This window comes from Tumebacillus sp. BK434 (assembly GCF_004340785.1).
Taxonomy (GTDB): domain Bacteria; phylum Bacillota; class Bacilli; order Tumebacillales; family Tumebacillaceae; genus Tumebacillus_A.
Genome location: NZ_SLXS01000003.1, coordinates 51447 through 71912, shown reverse-complemented (window position 1 = coordinate 71912; position 20466 = coordinate 51447). Strand labels below are relative to the sequence as shown.

General features: G+C 58.9%; 19 protein-coding genes and 1 riboswitch. Of the genes, 12 read left to right on the top strand and 7 right to left on the bottom strand.

What is annotated here, in order from left to right:
• Positions 1–306 precede the first annotated feature (306 nt).
• From EV586_RS08525 to EV586_RS08490, 8 genes are all read left to right on the top strand, one after another.
• Positions 307–1521 carry an MFS transporter gene (locus tag EV586_RS08525; protein WP_243652988.1) on the top strand — a complete coding sequence of 405 codons (1215 nt, stop codon included), beginning with the start codon at positions 307–309 and terminating at the stop codon, positions 1519–1521.
• Positions 1522–1581: 60 nt separating this feature from the next.
• Entirely contained in the window at positions 1582–2043 is a 462-nt protein-coding gene (locus EV586_RS08520) for a YwhD family protein (protein ID WP_132944678.1), read from the top strand.
• Between the two features lie 177 nt (positions 2044–2220).
• On the top strand, positions 2221–3675 hold the full coding sequence (locus tag EV586_RS08515) for an aminotransferase class I/II-fold pyridoxal phosphate-dependent enzyme (RefSeq protein WP_132944677.1): 1455 nt from the start codon (positions 2221–2223) through the stop codon (positions 3673–3675).
• A gap of 193 nt (positions 3676–3868) precedes the next feature.
• Positions 3869–4003: riboswitch (cyclic di-AMP (ydaO/yuaA leader) on the top strand.
• 7 nt (positions 4004–4010) lie between these two features.
• The gene (locus tag EV586_RS08510; RefSeq protein ID WP_132944676.1) at positions 4011–4928 is read left to right on the top strand and encodes a LysM peptidoglycan-binding domain-containing protein; all 918 of its coding nucleotides are present in this window, start codon (positions 4011–4013) and stop codon (positions 4926–4928) included.
• A gap of 103 nt (positions 4929–5031) precedes the next feature.
• Positions 5032–6168, top strand: a complete 1137-nt coding sequence (locus EV586_RS08505) for a glycosyltransferase family 4 protein (protein WP_132944675.1) — start codon at positions 5032–5034, stop codon at positions 6166–6168.
• Positions 6165–8342, top strand: coding sequence for a hypothetical protein (locus EV586_RS08500; protein WP_132944674.1), 2178 nt, complete (start codon positions 6165–6167; stop codon positions 8340–8342). The genes EV586_RS08505 and EV586_RS08500 overlap by 4 nt, the downstream gene beginning before the upstream one ends.
• 5 nt (positions 8343–8347) lie before the next feature.
• The gene (locus tag EV586_RS08495) at positions 8348–10078 is read left to right on the top strand and encodes a 2-oxoacid:acceptor oxidoreductase subunit alpha (protein ID WP_165898439.1); all 1731 of its coding nucleotides are present in this window, start codon (positions 8348–8350) and stop codon (positions 10076–10078) included.
• 7 nt (positions 10079–10085) lie between these two features.
• Positions 10086–10946 carry a 2-oxoacid:ferredoxin oxidoreductase subunit beta gene (locus EV586_RS08490; protein WP_132944672.1) on the top strand — a complete coding sequence of 287 codons (861 nt, stop codon included), beginning with the start codon at positions 10086–10088 and terminating at the stop codon, positions 10944–10946.
• Between the two features lie 107 nt (positions 10947–11053).
• Here the strand turns inward: EV586_RS08490 and EV586_RS08485 are convergent, their stop codons facing one another.
• Both EV586_RS08485 and EV586_RS08480 read right to left on the bottom strand, forming a co-directional pair.
• On the bottom strand, positions 11054–11632 hold the full coding sequence (locus tag EV586_RS08485; RefSeq protein ID WP_165898438.1) for a C39 family peptidase: 579 nt from the start codon (positions 11630–11632) through the stop codon (positions 11054–11056).
• A gap of 212 nt (positions 11633–11844) precedes the next feature.
• A complete protein-coding gene (locus EV586_RS08480) occupies positions 11845–12711 on the bottom strand; it encodes a LysR family transcriptional regulator (protein WP_132944670.1) in 867 nt (288 codons plus the stop codon).
• 120 nt (positions 12712–12831) lie between these two features.
• On the opposite strand from EV586_RS08480, the gene EV586_RS08475 reads away from it, so the two are divergent.
• Positions 12832–14058 carry an MDR family MFS transporter gene (locus EV586_RS08475; RefSeq protein ID WP_132944669.1) on the top strand — a complete coding sequence of 409 codons (1227 nt, stop codon included), beginning with the start codon at positions 12832–12834 and terminating at the stop codon, positions 14056–14058.
• 15 nt (positions 14059–14073) lie between these two features.
• Here the strand turns inward: EV586_RS08475 and EV586_RS08470 are convergent, their stop codons facing one another.
• From EV586_RS08470 to ytvI (EV586_RS08460), 3 genes are all read right to left on the bottom strand, one after another.
• Positions 14074–14616: a hypothetical protein gene (locus EV586_RS08470; protein ID WP_132944668.1), complete on the bottom strand. Its 543-nt coding sequence runs from the start codon at positions 14614–14616 to the stop codon at positions 14074–14076.
• Between the two features lie 88 nt (positions 14617–14704).
• Positions 14705–15727, bottom strand: a complete 1023-nt coding sequence (gene ytvI / locus EV586_RS08465; protein WP_165898437.1) for a sporulation integral membrane protein YtvI — start codon at positions 15725–15727, stop codon at positions 14705–14707.
• Positions 15728–15784: 57 nt separating this feature from the next.
• Complete coding sequence (ytvI, locus tag EV586_RS08460; RefSeq protein ID WP_132944666.1) at positions 15785–16879, bottom strand: sporulation integral membrane protein YtvI; 1095 nt, start codon at positions 16877–16879, stop codon at positions 15785–15787.
• Between the two features lie 194 nt (positions 16880–17073).
• Here ytvI (EV586_RS08460) and EV586_RS21300 point away from each other — a divergent pair, with 194 nt between their 5' ends.
• Positions 17074–17187: an FDLD family class I lanthipeptide gene (locus EV586_RS21300; protein ID WP_207893875.1), complete on the top strand. Its 114-nt coding sequence runs from the start codon at positions 17074–17076 to the stop codon at positions 17185–17187.
• A 34-nt stretch (positions 17188–17221) separates the two neighbouring features.
• On the opposite strand, the gene bcp is transcribed toward EV586_RS21300, so the two are convergent.
• Both bcp and EV586_RS08450 read right to left on the bottom strand, forming a co-directional pair.
• Complete coding sequence (gene bcp / locus EV586_RS08455; protein WP_132944665.1) at positions 17222–17692, bottom strand: thioredoxin-dependent thiol peroxidase; 471 nt, start codon at positions 17690–17692, stop codon at positions 17222–17224.
• A gap of 22 nt (positions 17693–17714) precedes the next feature.
• Positions 17715–18134 (bottom strand): hypothetical protein, encoded by a 420-nt coding sequence (locus EV586_RS08450; RefSeq protein ID WP_132944664.1) that lies wholly within the window; start codon positions 18132–18134, stop codon positions 17715–17717.
• Positions 18135–18319: 185 nt separating this feature from the next.
• Here EV586_RS08450 and EV586_RS08445 point away from each other — a divergent pair, with 185 nt between their 5' ends.
• Positions 18320–19588: an HD domain-containing protein gene (locus EV586_RS08445; protein ID WP_132944663.1), complete on the top strand. Its 1269-nt coding sequence runs from the start codon at positions 18320–18322 to the stop codon at positions 19586–19588.
• Positions 19589–19604: 16 nt separating this feature from the next.
• The gene (locus EV586_RS08440) at positions 19605–20432 is read left to right on the top strand and encodes a Cof-type HAD-IIB family hydrolase (RefSeq protein ID WP_132944662.1); all 828 of its coding nucleotides are present in this window, start codon (positions 19605–19607) and stop codon (positions 20430–20432) included.
• Positions 20433–20466 lie beyond the last annotated feature (34 nt).

Genomic DNA, 20466 nt, shown 5'->3' with positions numbered 1-20466 from the left:
AGTCTAGGTCTTTCGAGTTCCTAGTCCGTCACTGCTTTTTTTAGAGTCAGTCTCATTCAGTTTGTCGGGGGATCGTGTCGTTTGAGCTTAGAGTAAGGAGAAACGCCAAGTCGGACGCAATTCAGGGCTTAGCGTATATTTTCGTTAAAATATAGGCGGTGCTCCAGTTATATTTTCAGTTACTGTATATCTTTTTAAGATGTTTGAGCTGTACGAGTAAAAAGATTCGAGAAACGAAATGCCATATTCTTGATAGAATTACGACAACAGGATCAATTACTAAAAGTGGATGGGATGTGAGAACCGATGAAACAGGAAGGTTCGTCTTGGCAGCGCACCTTGTGGGTGATGGCGGCGGTGCAGTGCATCATGATGATGGCGTTTACGTCGAGCGGGCCCTTTTTGGCGTTATACATAAACGAACTTGGAGTGGAAGATTGGGGTCAGGTGGCGATCTGGGCGGGGATCATCTCGTCGTGCAACTTTTTGCTGGCGGCGATCGTGTCGCCCTTGTGGGGCTCGCTCGGCGATCGCAAAGGGCGCAAGCTGATGGTGATGCGGACGACGTTTGCGATCTCGTTCTTCATGTTCCTGATGGGACTGGCGCAGAACGTCTGGCATCTGCTGATCACCCGCACGATTCAAGGCATCTTCAGCGGTTTTACGGCGTCGGCGAACGCGCTGGTGGCGACGGTGATCCCGGAGGAGCGCCTTGGCTATGCGCTGGGCTGGCTGGCCTCGGCGGGGATGTTCGGCACGCTGATCGGGCCGCTGGTGGGCGGGCTGATGGTCGATTTGCTGCACAGCTACCGGGTCGCATTTTTCCTGACCGGCGGGTTCTCGCTGCTCGCCTTTTTGGTGACGCTGTGTTTGGTCAAGGAGCGCTTTGAGCCGCCCGCGAAGGATGAGATGAAGAAGGGGGCGATCTTGGAGCAGTTCCGCGCCGTGAAGGAGATGAAAGGCGTTCGCACGATGTTTGTCGTGCTGTTCCTGGCCCAGTTTTCGGTGATGAGTGTGCTGCCGGTGCTGCCTGTCTATATGAAGGAACTCACCGGGCTCGAATACCTCGGCATCATCGCCGGGTTCGCGACGGCGGCAACGGGACTTGCCGATCTGATCGCCTCGCCGTTCCTCGGCAAGCGCAGCGACAAGATCGGCTACCGCAAAGTCCTGACCATCTGCATGACCGGGGCCGCCCTGATGTACCTTCCGCAAGCGCTCGCTCCGAACGTCTGGGTCTTCATCGCCGCCCGCTTCGGCCTCGGGCTCTTCATCGGTGGGATCATGCCGACCGCAAACGCGCTGGTCGGGCGTCTGGCGCCGAAAGAGCACCGGGGGAAGGTCTACGGGTTCTCCGCGTCGGCGATGCTCTTAGGCTCCTTTGCAGGGCCGCTCTTGGGCGGCTTGGGCTCGGCCTACTTCGGCATTCGGGTGATGCTTGGGCTGACTTGTGTGCTCTACCTGCTGAACATGATCTGGGTGCGGATGAAAGTGATCGAGCCGGAGGGGCGGGCAGGGTGACTTTTCCTTGGCCAGCGGTTACAATATAGCCAAAGATGACCATAGGAAGGATGATCACCAATGGAACTGAACCTGACCGGACGCGATAAACACAGCACGCCAGATGAGCTGCAGAACCTGTCCGCTGTGATGATTCACGGCGACGAGATCTTCGTCGACCAAGGGGCGATCCACGGCAAGAGCCGCCTGGAGCGGGGCATCGACTTCCGGGCGGCACGCTCGGCGGAGGATGTGCCGAACGGGGAGAAGGTCGCTGTGGTCTGGGTGACCTTGAAAACGTACGAAAAGGGACGCGGCTTCAGCGGTATCGCGTCGGCAGAACTTGTGATCGACTTCGCACACGGCATCGGCTACAAGGCGATGGGCCCACTGGTCAACCAGATGGACCGCGCGGTGAAAGGCCGTGTGGACGTGTCGAACCTGACCGCCGAACAGAAGGCGAAACTGGCTGCTTTCCTGCAGCAGCTGCGAGCCGACCTTTGGGAAAACACCCCGGAGGAAGTCAAGGCGGAACTTGCCTAAAACAACCTTGCAAAACCCACCTTTTTGGTGGGTTTTTTACGTGCGAAAAAGACCACACTACACGGTGAAACCTAACAGCATACTTATCCAAAAAATTTGTTTCTCATACAGAAGAAGAGTGCTATAATTGCATTCGTTATGTTTTCGTTATGCTCTTGATGAAAGGAATTGAACGCGATGCAAAACCTTACTCCTCTGTTCACGAAGCTCGTCGAGCACGCGAGCCGGAACCCGATTCAGTTCCACATTCCCGCACACAAAAAAGGCTTTGGTATGCCGAGCGAATTCAGCGAGTTCATTGGCCCGAACGCTTTGTCCATAGATTTGATCAACATCGCACCCTTGGACGATCTGCATTCACCGAAAGGCATCATCAAAGAAGCCCAGGAGTTGGCCGCGCAGGCGTATGGCGCCGACCACACGTTCTTCTCGGTGCAGGGCACGTCCGGCGCGATCATGACGATGATCATGTCGGTCGTAGGTCCTGGCGAGAAGATCCTCGTGCCGCGCAACGCGCATAAATCGATCATGGCGGCGATCATCCTCTCCGGCGCGCATCCGGTGTTCATGCACCCGGAAGTGGACGCTGAGATCGGCATCATGCACGGCATCTCGGTCGATACGGTCCGTGTCACGCTTGACGCACACCCGGATGCAAAAGGCGTGCTGCTGATCAACCCGACCTACTTCGGCGTCTCCTGCGACCTGAAATCGATCGTCGAACTGAGCCATGAGCGCGGCGTGCCTGTCATCGTCGACGAAGCGCACGGCGTCCTGTTCTCCTTCCACGAAGACCTGCCGCTCTCCGCGATGCAGGCCGGCGCGGACATGGCGGCGACCTCCGTGCACAAGCTCGGCGGCTCGATGACGCAAAGCTCGGTGCTCAACGTCCGTGAAGGATTCGTCTCTCCGGCGCACGTGCAGGCGGTGCTCTCGATGCTGCACACCACGTCGACGTCCTACCTGCTCCTGGCGTCGCTTGACGTCGCTCGCAAGAACCTTGCGGTCTACGGGCACGAGCTGATCGAAAAAGTGCTCCGTCTCGCTCGAAATGCCCGCCGCACGATCAATGAAGAGATCCCGGGCATGTACTGCTTCGGCGACGAGATCCTGAAAACGTCGGCCACCTTCGCCCACGACCCGCTGAAGCTGAACATCTCCGTCAAGGAGCTCGGCTTGACCGGCTGGGAAGTGGAGAAGATCCTCCGCACCGATTTCAACATCGAGGTGGAAATGTCCGACCTGTACAACATCCTCTGCATCGTCACCTTCGGCGACACCGACGAAACGATCGCCTCGCTGATCCACGCGCTGCGCGAGATCTCGAAACGATTCGGCGTGCAGGAGAAAAAAGACCTGCCGCAGGTGCACATCCCGTCGATGCCGCTGCTCGCCGTTTCGCCGCGCGACGCTTTCTATAATAAACAGACCGAAGTCGTGCCACTGACAGAAGCGGCCGGCCGGATCATGGCCGAGTCGGTGATGGTCTACCCGCCGGGCATCCCGATCATCATGCCGGGCGAAGTGATCACGCAGGACAACATCGAGTACATCATGGAAAACGTCAAAGCGGGACTCCCCGTGCAAGGCCCGGATGACCCGAACATCGAGTTCATCAAAGTGTTGAAATAGATCACAGACAGACCTTGCAGTCAAGCAAAAAGTCCTCTTCTTCGGAAGGGGACTTTTTTCCATTCGCCGACTGCGGCACGACGCGATCCCTGTACCCGCGCCGGATGCGGGCGGCTCGCGGAGATTCTTCCAGTCCATTTCCAGTTATCGACTAGTGAAACGGAGGCCTGATCTGCGTTATTCTAGCACTCGACCACATGACAAGCCTAATCCTCAAATCTGATGAGGAACGGAGGAACCATATCTGGGGTGAACTCGCGCAGCAGGCGAGCGGGTATCCTTCACCCGAACCCGTCAGCTAACTCCGGCGGCTTTTAGAAGGAGAGTGCTAGAAAATGAAAAAATTCAACCTGAAAAAATGGGCTTTTGCAACAATTGTTGCAGCAAGCGTTCTGACCGTATCGCAAGTCAACGTCGAGGCAGCAGGTCTCACCGATGCGATCATCGTGCAACCGGGCCAGACTTTGTCCCAGCTGGCAGCCAGCTACGGCACGACCGCACAAGCGTGGAAGACGGCCAACCATCTGGCGTCCGACACGATCTACGCGGGCCAAAAGCTGCACATCGTCTTCCCGTACAAAGTGATCACAGGCGACCAGTTGGCATACCTCGCCAACAAGTACGACACCACCGCTGCAGAGATTAAAAACCTCAACGGCATGGACTCGGATCGGCTGATCGCAGGCAACACCATCCTGATCCCGTCCGGCACCAACGGCTTCTACAAAGCGGTAACTCCGGCTACAGCAGCTCCGGCGCAAGCTCCGCAAGCGAAAGCGCCGCAGACCGAAGAAAAGTCGGCCGACCGCCAGGCGCTGCAACCGGTGAAACAGCCGGTCGTACCGACCCGCGTAGCGCCGACTCCGGCACCAGCTCCGGTGGAAAAACCGGCACCGGCGCCGAAGCCGGCCGTCCCGACTGTCGCCGGCATGGCGTACACCAAGACGCTGAACATGGACGCGACCGCATACGGCCCGGGCAACATCATGTGGCAATGGGGCGGCCAGACTTTCACCGGCACCAAAGTGCGTGAAGGCGTGATCGCAGTGGACCCGAAAGTGGTTCCGCTCGGCTCCAAAGTCTACGTGACCGGCTACAACTCCCCGCTGCTTCCGGCGGGCGGCTTCGTGGCGACTGCCGAGGACACCGGCGGCGCGATCAAGGGCAACCGCATCGACATCTACATCGACGGTACCCAGGCGCAGCTTCGCCAGTTCGGCAAGCAAGACGTTAAAATCTATATCCTCAAGTAGATCCAAGCAGCAGTGCCAAGAACCATCTGCCTTTCATCGGCAGGTGGTTTTTTTGTATTTCAAATTGGAAACGCTGGAAAGAAGAGAAAAGAGGTGAACGTGTGTGGATGTGTTTCGCGTGCTGCAGGTGGTACGCCCGATGCAGGGCGGCATGCGCCGGCATGTGCTGGATCTGATCCATGGTTTGCAGGAAGTCGGGCTCGCCGTGACGGTCGCCTGCCCGTCGGAGCTGTGCGGGGAACAGGTACTGCAATCGGTGCCTTGCTTGCCTGTGGAGATCGTCGACAGCGTCTCCCCGATGAAAGATATGCTCGCCGTGCGCCAGCTGGGCAAACTGCTTCGCGAGCAGCCGTTCGATCTCGTGCACCTGCACGGGGCGAAAGCAGGTCTCGTCGGCCGCCTCGCCCTGCGCAGCCTGCCGACGCCGCCGCCCTGCGTCTATACCGTACATAATCAAGTCTTGCCGCGCGGCGGGCTGGTCAAGCGCGTGCTGAACACGCTGGAGCGCAGGCTCGCTCCCGAGACCGACCGCGTGATCACCGTCTCGCGCCGCCTGGAGCAGGATGTGGTGGCGCGCCATGGCATCCCGCCTTGGAGGGCGGTGACGATCCACAACGGGGTCGAGCAGGCGGCGATGCTGCCGCGCGAGCACGCCCGGCAGGTGCTGGGCTGTGAGGACAGCGACCGCCTTGTCATCGGTTCGATCGGGCGCATGGTGGCGGAAAAAGGGTTCTCGACGCTGCTCGAAGCGTTTACGATTCTGCTCGCCCGCGGCGTCGATGCGGAGCTGGTGCTGATCGGCGACGGCCCGCTCCTGTCCGACTACCAGCATCAGGCCGGCAAGATCGGCCCGGCGCGGGTGCGCTTCTTAGGCGAGGTCCCGCAGGCGCGCCGGCTGCTCTCCGGGCTCGACATCGTCGTCCAGCCTTCGCACGCCGAAGGGCTCGGCCTCGTGCCGATCGAGGCGATGCTCGCCGGCTGCCCGGTGATCGCCAGCGACGTCGGCGGGCTCCCGGAAGTGGTGGTGCACGGCAAGACCGGTCTGCTCGTCCCGCCGCAGGAAGCGGTGGCGCTGGCCGATGCCCTGCAACTGCTGCTGCAAAAAGAGGACTGGCGGCTGCGGCTCGGACGGGCCGGACAGCGCCGGGCGGAGGAACATTTCACCAGAGGGGCGATGATCGAAGCGACGCTGCGAGAATACCGCGCGGTGATCGCCAAGCGCCAAGGGGTCTTTTTATGAAACGGAACTTGATCTTGATGCTGCTGTTGCTGTGTACGTTGCTCGGGTTGCCGGGAACGGTTCACGCCGCTCCTGCAAGGCAAGTGGTGATCGTCGTCATCGACGGGCTGTGGCAAGGCGCGATCTCGGAGGAGGAAACGCCCAACCTGATACGCCTGCAGCAGATGGGCGCGGTCGGCGTGATGAACCACAACACGCTGAGCAAACAAAATGATGTGAACACGTACCTGACGATCGGGGCGGGCTCGAAAGCGAGCGCGCCGATTGGACATGTGCGCGCGTACGGCCTCACCGAGCCGGTGAAGGAAGAACAGCGACCGGCGACGGGGCGCGACCTGTATTTGCGCCATCTGGGCCGGGAACCGCAAGGGGAGATCGTCGTGCCGCAGATTCCCCAGATCCGGGCGGCTGCCGAAAGCGCAAACTACAAGCTCCTGCCGGGCCAGCTCGGAGATGCGGTGCATGATCTCGGAGGCCGGACGGCCGTGTTTGGCAACACCGACCACGGCGCAGCGACGCACCGTCCGGCTGCGCTGATCGCGATGGACAGCGGTGGCACGGTCGATCTGGGATCACTGCCAGACGGCTTGCTGCCAGACGGTACGCGCCCGTTTGGGGTGCGTACCGATTACGCGGCGCTGGAACGGCAGTTTCTGCAGGCTCGCAGGGAGGCTGCCCTGATCGTGCTGGAGACGGGGGACGCCGGGCGGGTGCGTGCGATGCGCGACCAGATGACCGATGAGCAGGCGGAGCGCGCGTACCGGCAGGCGATCCGGGAGGCGGACGGGCTGATCGGCAAGCTGTTGCCAGCTGTCGGCCCGCAGCTGCTGCTCGCCGTGGTCTCGCCGGCCGCCAACCCGCTGCCTGAGGCGCCGACCTTGTCCCCGGTCATCCTCGCCGGCGGCGCCATTTCGCCAGGCAGCCTGCTCACCTCGGGGACGACGAAGCGGGACGGCCTGATCGCCAACTATGACTTGGCACCGACATTCGTGCAGGCGCTGGGCGGCGACGCGCAGGACTATCCGTTCCTCGGGCAGCCGGTCAGCGCACAGCCGGTGTCCGGGACGCTCGCGGCGGCGGACCAGTTGGACCGCATCGTGGAAAACATGCTGCTCCCGAGCGGCATGCGCCGCCTGCTCGTCCGCCCGTGGCTGAACATCTGGATCGGGGCGGCGGCGCTGATTCTGTTTGGTACGATCTTTCGCCAGGCCTGGCTGCGCTACGTCACCCCGGTGGCAGAGCTGCTGCTGATCTTCCCGTTGGTCTGGCTGTACGTGCCGCTGTTCCATCCATTGACCGGGCAGGACATCACCTTGTACACGATACTGCTCGCCCTCGCCGCTTGGGGCGGGCTGCAACTGATCCGCCAGCCCTTGCAGCGCTACGGCGCGCTGGCCGGGCTGACGGTGCTCACGCTGCTTGGCGACATGCTGCTTGGCGCACCGCTGATGAAAGAGTCGGTCTTTTCCTACGACCCGGTGGTCGGCGCGCGCTACTACGGCATCGGCAACGAATACATGGGCCTGCTGCTCGGGGCGGCTTTATTGCTCTTGAACGTGCTGCTCGCCTTGTATCCGGGGAAAGGGAAGCTCGGCACGCTGGTGCTCTTTTTCGCCATCGTCCTCCTGTTCGCCGCCCCGTCGTTCGGCACCAACGCAGGCGGCGCGATGGCGGCGGCGATCGGCGGGTCGTACGCTTTCCTGCAAGTCTGCAACGTGAGGATGACGCTGCGCAACTGGCTGTGGATCGGCGGCGGGGCGGCGGTCGGGCTCGGACTCTTGTTTGCGCTAAACCTCGGCGGCGAACAGACGCACATCGGCCGGGCGGCGACGCTGCTGCTCGGCGGCAACTTCGCCGAGGTCTGGCAGATCCTCCAGCGCAAGGTCGAGCTCAACCTGCACCTGCTGCGCGTCTCGGCGTGGGGAAAACTGCTGCTCCTCTTCATCGCCACGCTGCTCGTCTGGCGCCTGAAGCGCGCCGGGTCGCCGTTCTTGCTGCACAATTTCAAGACACAGCTCGTCACAGCGGCGGCAGCGTTCCTCGTCAACGACTCCGGCGTGGTGGCGGCGGCGATCATCCTGCTGTTTGCGGTGGTGCCGCTGCTGAGCATCAGGGAGCCGAAGTTGGACATACTACCGACTGAACAAGCTCCACAAGAATGGACTACGAGGTGACATACATGACGAACGAATTCACCTGGAAAGTGGGCGGGGCCCAAGGCGAAGGGATCGACTCAACAGGCGAGATTCTGGCGACGGTCCTCACACGCATGGGGTATTACATATTCGCCTACCGCCACTTCATGTCGCTGGTCAAAGGCGGCCACACCAACTACAAAATCAGAGCGAACAACGTGGAGCAAGTCGATTACCAAGGCGACACGCTCGATATTCTGATCGCGTTCGACCAAACGACGATCGACGAAAACGAAGATGAACTGATCGAAGGCGGCATCATCCTGCATGACGCCAAGTTCGAAGGCCAATCGAAGCGCGGCGGCCTGCAGGTCTGCTCCGTGCCGATGTCCCAGATGGCGAAAGACCTTGGCAACGTGATCATCAAAAACATGGTCGCAGCCGGCGCTTCCTGCTATGTGCTCGACATCGACCCGACGAATTTTTATGAGCAGATCGAATCGCAGTTTGGCAAAAAGGGTGCGGAGCTGGTCGAGCTGAACAAGACTGCGTTCAACAAAGGCTTCGACTTTGTGAAAGAAAACTACCCGGACGTGCGCCGCCCGGTGCCGCAGGCGACCAAGCCGTCCGCCCCGCGCCTGCTGATGTCGGGCAACGAGACGACCGGCGTCGGTGCACTCGCTGCCGGCTGCCGCATCCTCGCCGCCTATCCGATCACCCCGGCGACGGAGATCATGTATTGGCTGCTCGGCAACATGAAAGATTTTGGCGGCAAAGTGCTGCAGGCGGAAGACGAGATCGCCGCCTGCATCATGGCGATCGGCGCGAACTATGCCGGCGTGCGCTCGATGACCTCGACCTCCGGCCCCGGCCTGTCGCTGATGATGGAAGCGATCGGCATGGCGGGGATCTCCGAGACGCCGCTCGTCATCGTCGACGTCCAGCGCGGCGGTCCTTCGACGGGCCTGCCGACCAAGCCGGAGCAGTCCGACCTGAACGGCGCCCTGTGGGGCTCGCACGGCGAGATTCCCCGCGTCGTGCTGGCGCCGACGTCGATCGAAGACTGCTACTACCAGACCTTTAACGCTTTCAACATCGCCGAGAAATTCCAGTGTGTGGTCATCGTGCTGAGCGACCTGTTCATCGGCATGAACAAGATGACGCTCGACGACATCGACCTGACCCGCTTCCAAGTCGACCGCGGCGAGATCGTGACACAGGAGACGCTCGACCAGTTGGAAAAAGGCGCCTTCAAGCGCTATGCGATCACCGATTCCGGCATTTCCCCGCGCTCGTTCCCGGGCATGAAAAACGGCCGCTATTGCGCTTTGACCAACGAGCACGAAGAGACCGGCCTTGAGATCGAAGACGTGCCGATGCGTCAGGCGCAGATGAACAAGCGCTTCCGCAAAATGGAGCCGTTGGAGCGCGAAGTGAACGAGTGGGGCGTGGAGTATACCGGCGCGGACGCGCCTGATGTGCTGCTCATCGGCTTTGGCTCGACAAAAGCGCAGATCTCCGAAGCGCTCAAGACGCTGGAAGGCCAGTCGGTCGGCCACCTGCAACTGCGCTGCATGATGCCGTTCCCTGCCGATGCGGTCAGACCGCGCATCGAAGCGGCCCGACGCGTCGTGGTCATCGACCAGAACTTTACCGGCCAGCTGACCGGGCTGATCAACCGCGAGATCGGCTTCCATGACAAGATCGAAACCTTGAAGAAATACGACGGCAATCCGTTTACCGTAGGCGAGATTGTTTCCTATGTGAAGGGGTGAGCGTACAATGGCGACTTTAGCAGATTTCAGGTATGAAAAAGCGACCTGGTGCCCGGGCTGCGGTGACTTCACCGTGCTGGCATCCCTGCAGCAGGCATGTGTCAAAATGGAGCTGGAACCGGAAGATGTCTGCTGCGTGTCGGGCATCGGCTGCTCGGGCAAGATCTCGCAGCATTTTGGCTCCTACGGGTTCCACACGCTGCACGGGCGTTCGCTCCCGACGGCGCAAGGCATCAAGATGGCCAACCAGGAACTGACCGTCATCGCGGCGGGCGGCGACGGGGATGGTTACGGGATCGGCATGGGGCACTTTATCCACGCCTGCCGTCGCAATGTTGACATCACCTATGTGGTGATGGACAACCACATCTACGGCCTGACCACCGGTCAGTCTTCACCGACCTCGAAAAAGGGCTTCAAGACGAAAACCACCCCGGCCGGCGTGGCCGAGGAGCCGGTCAAGCCGCTGGAGCTGGCGATGACGGCAGGCGCTTCGTTTGTGGCACAGGCGTTTTCCGGCGACTTGAAGCAGATGACCAGCATTTTGGTCGCAGCGATGCAGCATAAGGGCTTCTCGCTGGTCAACATCTTCTCGCCGTGCGTGACGTTCAACCGGGTCAACACCTACGAGTGGTTCAAAGAGCACATCGTCAATTTTGATGAAATGGACTACGACCGCTCCGACAAGTACGAAGCGATGCGCCGCGTGCATGAAGCGGAAGGCGTCTGCACCGGGATCATCTACAAAGAAGACCGCCCGGCCTTCCACGAAGTGGTGCTCGGCGCCACCGAGCACGGCACCGTTCGTGAAAAACTGGAGCTGTCACACGAGCAGACGTCTGCCCTGCTCAATCAGTTCCGCCGCTAAGCAGACAAAAAGACCACCGATCCGGTGGTCTTTTTGTGCTCTATCGTTTGATGAATAAAAAGGCGAGCTCACAATGGGAGCTCGCCTGTTCGCATGAGAAGCTGCGATTAGTTGATGGTGTAAACTGCGTAGCCGACGATGTCGGAGTAGTTGTACGTGGATTGCGAGTAGCCCGGGTCGTTGACGTTAAATACGGTGCCGCCGTTGTGGTCGGTCAGCAGTACCCAGTGGCCGCCGGAGCGAACGTTTGCGATGATCGCCTTGTTGCCGCCGTCGAGGTAGGTGCGCAGGGTAGCAGCAGAAAGGGAAGTGCCGGAGGTGTAACGGCCATCGAAGGAGATGCGGGAAGACAGCTTCGTTACGGAACCCCATACGATCGAGTTGCCGGAGTAGCCAGCGTTCGATTTCAGCCAGGTGTTCAGTTTGCCCGGGTCAGCAGCAGAGCCGGACACGGTGATGCTCTTGTGGCGCAGCGCCATCGCGACGGAAGAAACAGCGCAGCCGGATTTGGTCATGGTGTCGCCGCCGCCCATCAGGTCGGTGCCCCATGCAGCATCATATTGCTTGAACAGCGGTGCGGAGAAAGAAGCTTCCGCAGTTTGCGGAGCGACCAGCGCCGGGGTAACAACGGTTGCTGTCATTACAGCAGCAGACAGTGCGATCGAAGTGATCATTTTCTTGAACATTTTCATTTAACCTCCAAACAAAAGTAATATAGTAGAGTTATCTCTTAATGAGAGAGTATCATGAAAGCTAGATTGATGTCAATGAATATGATTATATTTTACTGGATTTTCATAAAAGAAATAAGTAAACAGGATAAAAATGGATAACTTTTTTAGTTGTTTTAGGAATTATGTAAAAACAACAAAAAAACCGCCCATCTGAGCGGTTTCCTCTAAAAATGCCTGACGATCCAAGTCAAAAATTGTTGGAAGTCAGCGTCGTTTGCTTTGTGTTTCGGATAGGCGATCAAGGTCGGCCGCGTCAGGGCACCTTCCGCGATGTCATGAGCGGTGAGCTGTCCGGCTGCCATTTCTTCGCGGATCACCCGTTCCGGAAGCATGGCGACGCCGAGATTTTGCATCACCATCTGTTTGACGGCGCTGAAGGAGTCGAGTTCCATGATCACGTTCGGGAACACGCCGCGCTCCAGCAAAAAGCGGTCGACACGCTGGCGAAACGGCGCAGAGGAATCGCCGAACATGATCATCTCCTGCGCACCCCAGTCGGCAAATCCGCCAAACGTCCTGCCCCAGCGGTGTTCGGGCGAGGCGATCAGCACGATCCGGTCGGAGGGCAGGTCGAGCTGCAACAGCTGCGGATGATAGACTTCGCTGCCGAGCATCGCCAGATCGGCCATCCCGGTCAGCAGTGCGGTGATCGATTCTTCATACAGCGTCGATTTGACGTAGCAACGCAGTTCGGGATGATTTTTACGGTATTCCCCGAGCAGCCGGGGCAGTTCATAGGAGGCGAACGCTTTGCCGGCGGCGATCGTCAGCGGTTTGCGCGTCGAGGTATCCTGAGTGAAAGCACGGATCTGCTCGACGATCCCGGTGGCGACAGGGACGAAGCTCCGCCCTTCCGGAGTCAGCGTGACACCGCCGGCCGTGCGGACGAACAGCGTCACACTGAGCTGCTTTTCAAGCTGTTTCAAGCGATGCGTGACGGTCGACTGCGCCAAAAACAGCGTTTCTGCCGCCTTGTTGATCGAACGGAAGCGGGCGATCATCAGAAACATTTCAAGATTTTCAAGATTCATGGCAGGAGTTCCTTCTTGTTATCGAAATTTTGCATGGCTCGTTATCAGTATTCTATAACACGGCATCTAAAATGTAGAGTACCATTCATAGCAAAGGCAAGCGAGCAGGGAGGGAATCACATGCATCGTCTCAGATCCTATTTTCAAGCTTATCATCCGATTGTGCATTCGATCTTGTTTGGCACTTGTATGGCACGTTTGGCATCCGGCATGAGCATGCCGTTTCTGGCCTTGTATCTGGCGCGGGAACTGGAGCTGAGCCCGGCGCTGATCGGGCTGACGATCGGGCTTGGCATGTTTTGCGAAATGATCGGCGGCTTCATCGGCGGGACGCTGTCCGACCGCTTCGGACGCCAGCGGATCATGATGACGGCGCTCTATCTGTGGACGCTGGTCTTCACCTGCTATGCGTTTGCCACCGAGCTCTGGATGTTTCTGCTGCTCACCGCCCTGCAGGGCTTGAGCCGTGCGTTTTATGAGCCGGTCGGCCAGGCGCTGCTCAGCGACCTGACGACGCCGGAGCAGCGGTACCGCGTGTTCACGCTGCGCTACACCTTCAACAACCTCGGCTGGGCGATCGGGCCGATCATCGGCGCGCTGCTCGGCATGTCGGCCGGCGCTGGAGCCTTTCTGATCACCGGCGGCGTTTATCTCGTCTTTGCGCTGATCATGCAGGGGATGTTCTCGCGCTTTGCGATCACCAAGCTGCAGGGGGCGGGCAAGGAGGTCGTCACCTTCCGCAAGGCGGCGGCGACCGTCTGGGGGGACAAAGCGTTGCTGCTGTTCATCCTCGGGAGCATCATGGGCACGCTGTGCTACTCGCAGATCACGACCAACTTGTCGCAGCACGTCGGGGGGCTTGCTGGGGGCGTTACCTTGTTCGGCGTGCTGCTGACGGTCAACGCTTCGGTCGTCGTGCTGCTGCAACTGCCATTGTCTTCGTGGGCGGAAAAACGGACGCCGCTGCAGACGATCTGGATCGGCAATCTGTTTTACGCGGCCGGTTTTGCCGGCTTTGCCTATGCGGACAGCTGGACGGGCATGATTCTTTCGATGGCGGTGTTTACGATCGGGGAGGTGCTCTGCTTCCCGGCGGGGAGCGTCCTGCTCGACCGTCTGGCGCCGGACGGGATGCGCGGGACGTATTTTGGCACGCAGAGCTTCAAATACCTCGGCACGTCGATCGGCCCGTGGCTCGGCGGCGTGGTGCTGGTCGGTTCGGGAGCGGAGGCTTTGTTTCTCGGCACAGCGCTGGTGGCGCAGATCGGCACGTTGTTTTACTGGCTGGGCCAGCGCCGGGCGGGGCAACTGCTGGTCAGCCCGACACCAAAAACACCCTCTCTGTAGAGAGGGTGTTTGGCGTTACTTGCCTTGTTTGGTTTCGGAACTGATCTTCTTCCACTGTTCGCCTTCCAGCTTGTAGCGGTTGAGCAGCAGTTCACCGTTCTTGTGCTTGGCGCCGATCGCGAATTCGGATGCGTCGCCGCTCAGGAAGATACCCGGCGGCAGGTCGTCCTGCTGCCAGTTGATCTCGGCCATCGCGGCCGAGATCGCCGTTGCCAGCGCGAGGCGATGCGGCTCGTCGATCCCCAGATCGAACTTGCCGAGCGCGATGGCGCTCAAGTGCAGCGGCGAGACCATTTTGAAGCCGGTCAGGCCAAACGCTTCCTTGATCTCTTTGTGCGACGCTTCGGTCGACTCCGGCACTCCCTCGCCGGTCGTCCCGGTGCCGCCTCCATTCCCTTGGTTTCCTTGATTCCCTTGATTGCCGTTCAGATCCGGCGTCGTCGTTTGCGGTTTATCGTTCGGTGCATTGTTTTCTTCGGTTTTTTTGTCACCGCATCCAGTCAGGGCAGTGACGCACATGGCGGTGATCAGAAGTGTAGACAGTGCTTTTTTCATCATTTGATCTGCTCCTTCCCTTTGTCCAAGTTATCATATCAGACGGGGGGAGAGCAAGCGAACGCTCGCTTAGAGATCGCTTAGAGCGAGCCTACAGCTTGATCCGGATCTTAAAGAATCCGGCATCGCGAAACGCCTGGTACAAGATGACGAGCGCCGGTCCCGCGATCAGACCGACGAAGCCGAGCACCATGAAGCCCAAGTACATCGAGATCAAAGTCGCCAGCGCCGAGATGCCAAGCGAGTTGCCGAGGATCTTCGGCTCGATGATGCGGCGGAAGACGATGATCACGACATAGAGGATCAACAGGCCGACGCCAAGCGAGTTGTTGCCGGTCACAAAGGCATAGCCGGCCCATGGCACGATCACCGCTCCGGTGCCGAGCACCGGCAGCACGTCGACGATGATGATGAACAAGGCGACGGCGAGCGCGTATTTCACCCCGAGCACCCACAGCCCGATCAGCACGAGGTCATAAGTCAAGAACGAGATCAGGATCTGCGCCTGCAAGAAGCCGATGATCGCCCGGTTGAGATTCTCCAGCACAATGCGGATCTTCGGCTGGGTCTCGGCGGTGAACAGTTCGAGAAACTTTTTGGCCAGAGCCGGCAAGTCGAGCGAAAAGAGGAACAGGGCGACGATGTAGACGACGGTGACGACCATCAGGTTGGGCAGGGAAGAGATCAGCCCGACCAGCCCGTTGAGCAGGGTGATCGTCAGGTCGTTCAAAGAAGCGAACGTTTTGTTCAGCGTGGCCTGCAAGTTCTGGGCGGATGAGGGGGGCAGGGCAGCGAAATACGCCTGCATCTGCGCCACCCATTCCCGCACCGGGTCGGCCATGTCGATGACAACGCGGGGCAGCCACTGCGACAGTTCCACCACTTCGATCACGATGCGTGTCGTGATGAAGAACAACAGCCCGCCAAAGACCAGCAGAAAGCTGGTAAATGACAGGATCACCGCATAGATGCGCTTCATCCGCAGCCCGCGCTGCAGCAGTTTCACGACCGGTTCCAAGATGATCGCGGTGACCAGTGCGAGCAATATCGGCATGCTGTGCGGCAGGATGAAGTACCCGGCGACGATCAGCAGCAGGATCCAGAGAGCTTTCATGTAAGGATTCATCGCGGTCTCCCTTTCTGAGGTGCGTGTCTCTCTATCACTATATGGCTATTGTGATTTGTTCTTGTCCGAAAAATCATCTTCGACGAGGAAGTCGAACGCCCGCACCTTCAACAGCGAGGTAAAGGCGATGATCAGGAACGGGGCGAGCAGCACGCCGACAAATCCGATCGCCTGATAGCCGGCATACATCACGACGAGCGTGACCAGCGGGTCGAGGCCGATCGACGAGGCGAGGACTTTCGGTTCGAGCAGTTGGCGGACGGCGACGATCAGTCCATAGACGACCAGGAGACCGATGCCGAGCTGCACATTGCCGGTGATGAACATGTAGATCGCCCATGGCACGAACAGTGAGCCTGTCCCAAGCAGGGGCAGGATGTCGAGAAACGCCGCTAACAGCGACAGGGAGAACGCGTAGTCGACGCCCAAGATCAGGAGCCCGACCAGCACTTGGCAGAATGTGATCAAAATGAGGATCGCCTGGGCGCGGATATAGCCGAACGTCGCTTTGCCGAGGTCGTCGAGGACGACGTCGCCTTTTTCGCGGACGCTCGGGTTGATGAGGCGGAAGACGCGGCGCTGCCAGAGCGGGAAGTCTTTGGAGAGAAAATAAGCGATCAATAGCGACAGCAGGAAGATCGTCACGGCGCTGGGGACTTGTCCCAGCCAGTGCAGGACATTTTCGGAGATACCCTTGCCGATGTTGCCGAGCACAGTGCCAAGCTTGCCGAGATTGTCGCGGACTTTTTCGCTCATCTCAGGGGACAGGGTGGTGTAAAAGGCGACCGCCTGGTGCAGCAGTTCTTCACCTTTGCCGACCAAGCCTTTCGCCATGCCGGGCACCCGTTCGGAAAACTGGGCAAGCTCGATCATCAGCTTGGCGGCGAGCAGGAGCAACAAGGCGGCGCCGCCGCCGAAGAGCAGGATCAGCGTGGAGAAGGAGGCGATCCAGCGCGGCAGTTTCAGGCGAATCAGCAGTTTGACCGCAGGTTCGATCAGCACGGCGATCAACAGCCCGAACACCAGCGGCAGGAAAAACGGCAATGCAAAGCGCAGCCCCACCCAGACCAGCCAGCCAAACACGATCCACAAAGCCAGGTTGATCAGGGCAAAGCGGTGTTTCATTACAAATGAAAGCATACATCCGCTCCTTTTCTGTTCGAAAAATCTCACTAAGTAAAGGATACCAAAAAACAAAGCCCCGTGCTATGCAGCGCAAAAACTGCTGTGCAAAAGAATTGAAAAATTTTCTATTAACAAATTGATTTGAAGATATACATATGGCATAATATAAGTGTCAGATTATTTAAATAACTGAAGAGGAGGGGAATGTTATGGAAAAGAATCTGTTCGATCTGGATGTGCAGGTTGAGTCGAACGAAGTGACCACCCGTGAAGGTACGGGCATCCCGATTTCGGTCGGATTTGCGTGCATGACCATCAAGTAGTAGCAAAAAGGACCCCGCGAGGGGTCCTTATTCGTTATGTCAGGGCTTTGGCGTCGGCCAGCACCGCTTCGATGTGGCCTTTGACTTTTACTTTCGGGTAGACCTTGGCGATGTTGCCTGCCTTGTCGATCAGGAACGTGGTGCGCTCGATGCCCCAGAACTTTTTGCCGTACATGCTTTTTTCTTTCCAGACGCCATACAGCTCGCTCGCTTCGTGGTTCTCGTCGGCGAGCAGCAGGAAGGGCAGGTTTTCTTTTTCGATAAATTTCAGGTGGCGCTTGACCGGGTCGGGCGAAACGCCGACGATCACCGTGTCGGCCGCTTCGAACAGCTGATGGGCGTCGCGGAAGTCGCATGCCTGGGTCGTACACCCTGGAGTCATATCCTTCGGGTAAAAGTACAGCACGACGTTTTTGCCGCGCAAGTCGCTTAAGGCAACAGGTTCGCCGTTGCTCGCCGGGAGCGTGAAGTCGGGTGCTTGGGTGCCGGGTGTGATCTCTGCCATGATATCTCCTCCAGTCGCAAAATTAACGTTCGTTATGATGCAGCAGCCCGTGCAGCAGATCGGCCACTTCGCCTTGGAGCAGGTCGGAGTCGGGCTCCGCTTCCAAGATGCGCTTCAGCTCATAAGCTGCTTCGAGCGTGTACATTTTTTCTGCCGCCTGGCGCGTCTTGGCGTTGGAGACAGAATCGAGGTGCGGATGGAACGCGACATAGCCGAGTTCGAGGCGGGGCAGGAAATGAGTCGCCACCACTTTCTTCAGCGCGTTCAGGCACATCCACTCGCGGCCGAGCGTCTCTTCAAGCGCCGGGTTGAGCGTGGTCTCGCCGGTGCCTTCCGCCGGGCGGGGCATGCTGTTCCAAGTTTCCATCAGGTTGAGCAGGTCTTGCTGTTGTTCTTGATTCAGACGATCATACAGGTAGATCAGTCGGTCGTGTTTATTCATCGTTCTTAGGACCCCTTTGAACGGAAGTAGTTTGGACAAGTCAAATTTCATTATAGAAAAGTTTAGTGAAAAAAACCATGCCTCTCGGAAAAGACTATCGGAAAAGCCTACCTTTAGATTATGTGATTTCCAAAGACTTATGATATTCTTTCCTACATACGGCAGTTCTGCTACGGGAGGATTTTATGATCGAATGGGTCGATAAAGAAAAAGTGTTTAAAGATCCGGTGCACGACTACATCTATGTGAAAGACAGCCTGATCTGGGATCTGATCAACACGCGCGCGTTTCAGCGCCTGCGCCGCGTCAAGCAGCTCGGTACGTCGTTTTTGACCTACCACGGTGCTGAGCACAGCCGCTTTACGCATTCCTTGGGCACCTATGAGACGATGCGCAAGGTGCTGTCCCATTTTGAGCGCAACTTCGGCTGGCCGGGCGATGACCGCGTGCGGATGCTCGCCTTGTGCGCAGCGCTGCTGCACGACATCGGGCACGGGCCGTTTTCGCATACGGTGGAAAGGGTGTTTCAGTTCCATCACGAGACGTGGACGCAGCGCATCCTGATCGAAGACCCGGAGGTCAGCCGGATTCTGAAGCGGATCGACGACGAGTTCCCGCAGGATGTGGCCGATGTGATCGCCAAGAAGGACAAGTTTCCGCTGGTCGTCAAGCTGATCTCGTCACAGCTCGACGTCGACCGGATGGACTATCTGCTCCGCGACGCGCTGAACACCGGCGTCACGTACGGCGCGTTTGAACTGGAGCGGCTGATCCGCGTCATGCGCCCGGTCGGCGATGACGTCGTGGTCAAGAAGTCGGGCATGAAAACGGTCGAACAGTACATCCTCGCCCGCTACTTTATGTATTCCCAAGTCTACCTGCACCCGGTCACCGTCGGCAGCGACGTGCTCTTGCGCCATGTGGTGTCCCGGGTGAAAAAGCTGTGGGACCGCGGCGATGACGTGTTTTTGGTCGACGAGCTAAAGCCGTTTCTGTCGCGCAAGGCGGACGAGATCTCGGTGGCGGAATACCTCGAGCTCGATGAAAGCGTGATGAATTACACCTTGCAGCGCTGGACCCGCGCCGAAGACCCGATCCTGCGCGACCTGTCCGACCGATTTGTCAACCGCCGCCTGTTTGGCGGGGTCGATACGCGGGAGCTCAAAGAGGTCGAACGCGAGACGATCCGCGAAATGTTTCGCACGCACGGCTTGAATCCGGACTATTACCTGTCGTTCCAGACGGCGACGACAGGCGGTTACCACATGTACAAACAAGGCATTAAGCTGGTCGATGAGAGCGGCCGCCTGCTGGACGACATCTCCAAGTACTCCGGGCTGGTGCGCTCTTTGCAGCCGGAATCGAAATTTCGCATCTTCTGCCCGAAGGAAGTGCTGCGCGGCGAAGGATCGTACAAGCCGATCCGCGGCTGGCTCGATGCGATGAGGGACTAGAGAGGGGAACGACATCATGACCTACAAAATGCTGGTATCGGATATCGACGGAACGCTGCTCAACTCGCAGGGGCGCCTGACCGATGGAGTGAAACAGGCGGTGCGCGATCTGCACGAGAATGGCGTGATCGTCACGCTGGCCACCGGGCGCAACCTGCGCGGCGTGCTGCCGCTGATCGAGGAGCTGGGCGTCAGCGTCCCGGTCATCCTCGGCAACGGCACGGTGATCGCCGACCCGCTGAAGCGGGAGACGCTCTTGCACCGGCCGCTGCCGAAAGAGACGGCGCACAAGCTGATCGACGTGATCCGCGGACACGGCTTGTGGTCGAGCGTTTTTGTCCACACGTTTGAGGGGATCGACACGTATTATGACCGCGACCCCGGCTTTGACGCGGCCTATCTGTTCGTCAACCGCGACCCGCAGATCTCGCAGCAGGTCGACGATTTCCGCACCGTGACCGGGGTCGACCCGCTGAAAGTGCTGTTGATCGACAAGCCGGAAAAAGTGTATCCGCTGATCGAAGACTTGCGCAAGATCGACGACCACAAGTTCAACATGTTTGTCTCGACCTATGATTTTCCGGGCTATGTGTTCCTGGAAATGTTCGATCACGCGTCGAGCAAAGCGTCGGGCATCGACCATCTGGCTCAGGCGTTTGGCATTGGGCAGTCGGAAGTAGCCGCCGTCGGGGACAACCTGAACGATCTGGAGATGATCCGCTATGCCGGGCTTGGCGTGGCGATGGGCCAAGGCGTGGACGAGCTGAAGCAGGCGTCCGACTGGACGACGAAAAGCAACGATGAAGACGGTGTCGCCTATCTGATCCGCGAACGGCTGTTATAAGTAAAAATTTGAGAGAGGTAAGAAGGTTACGTTT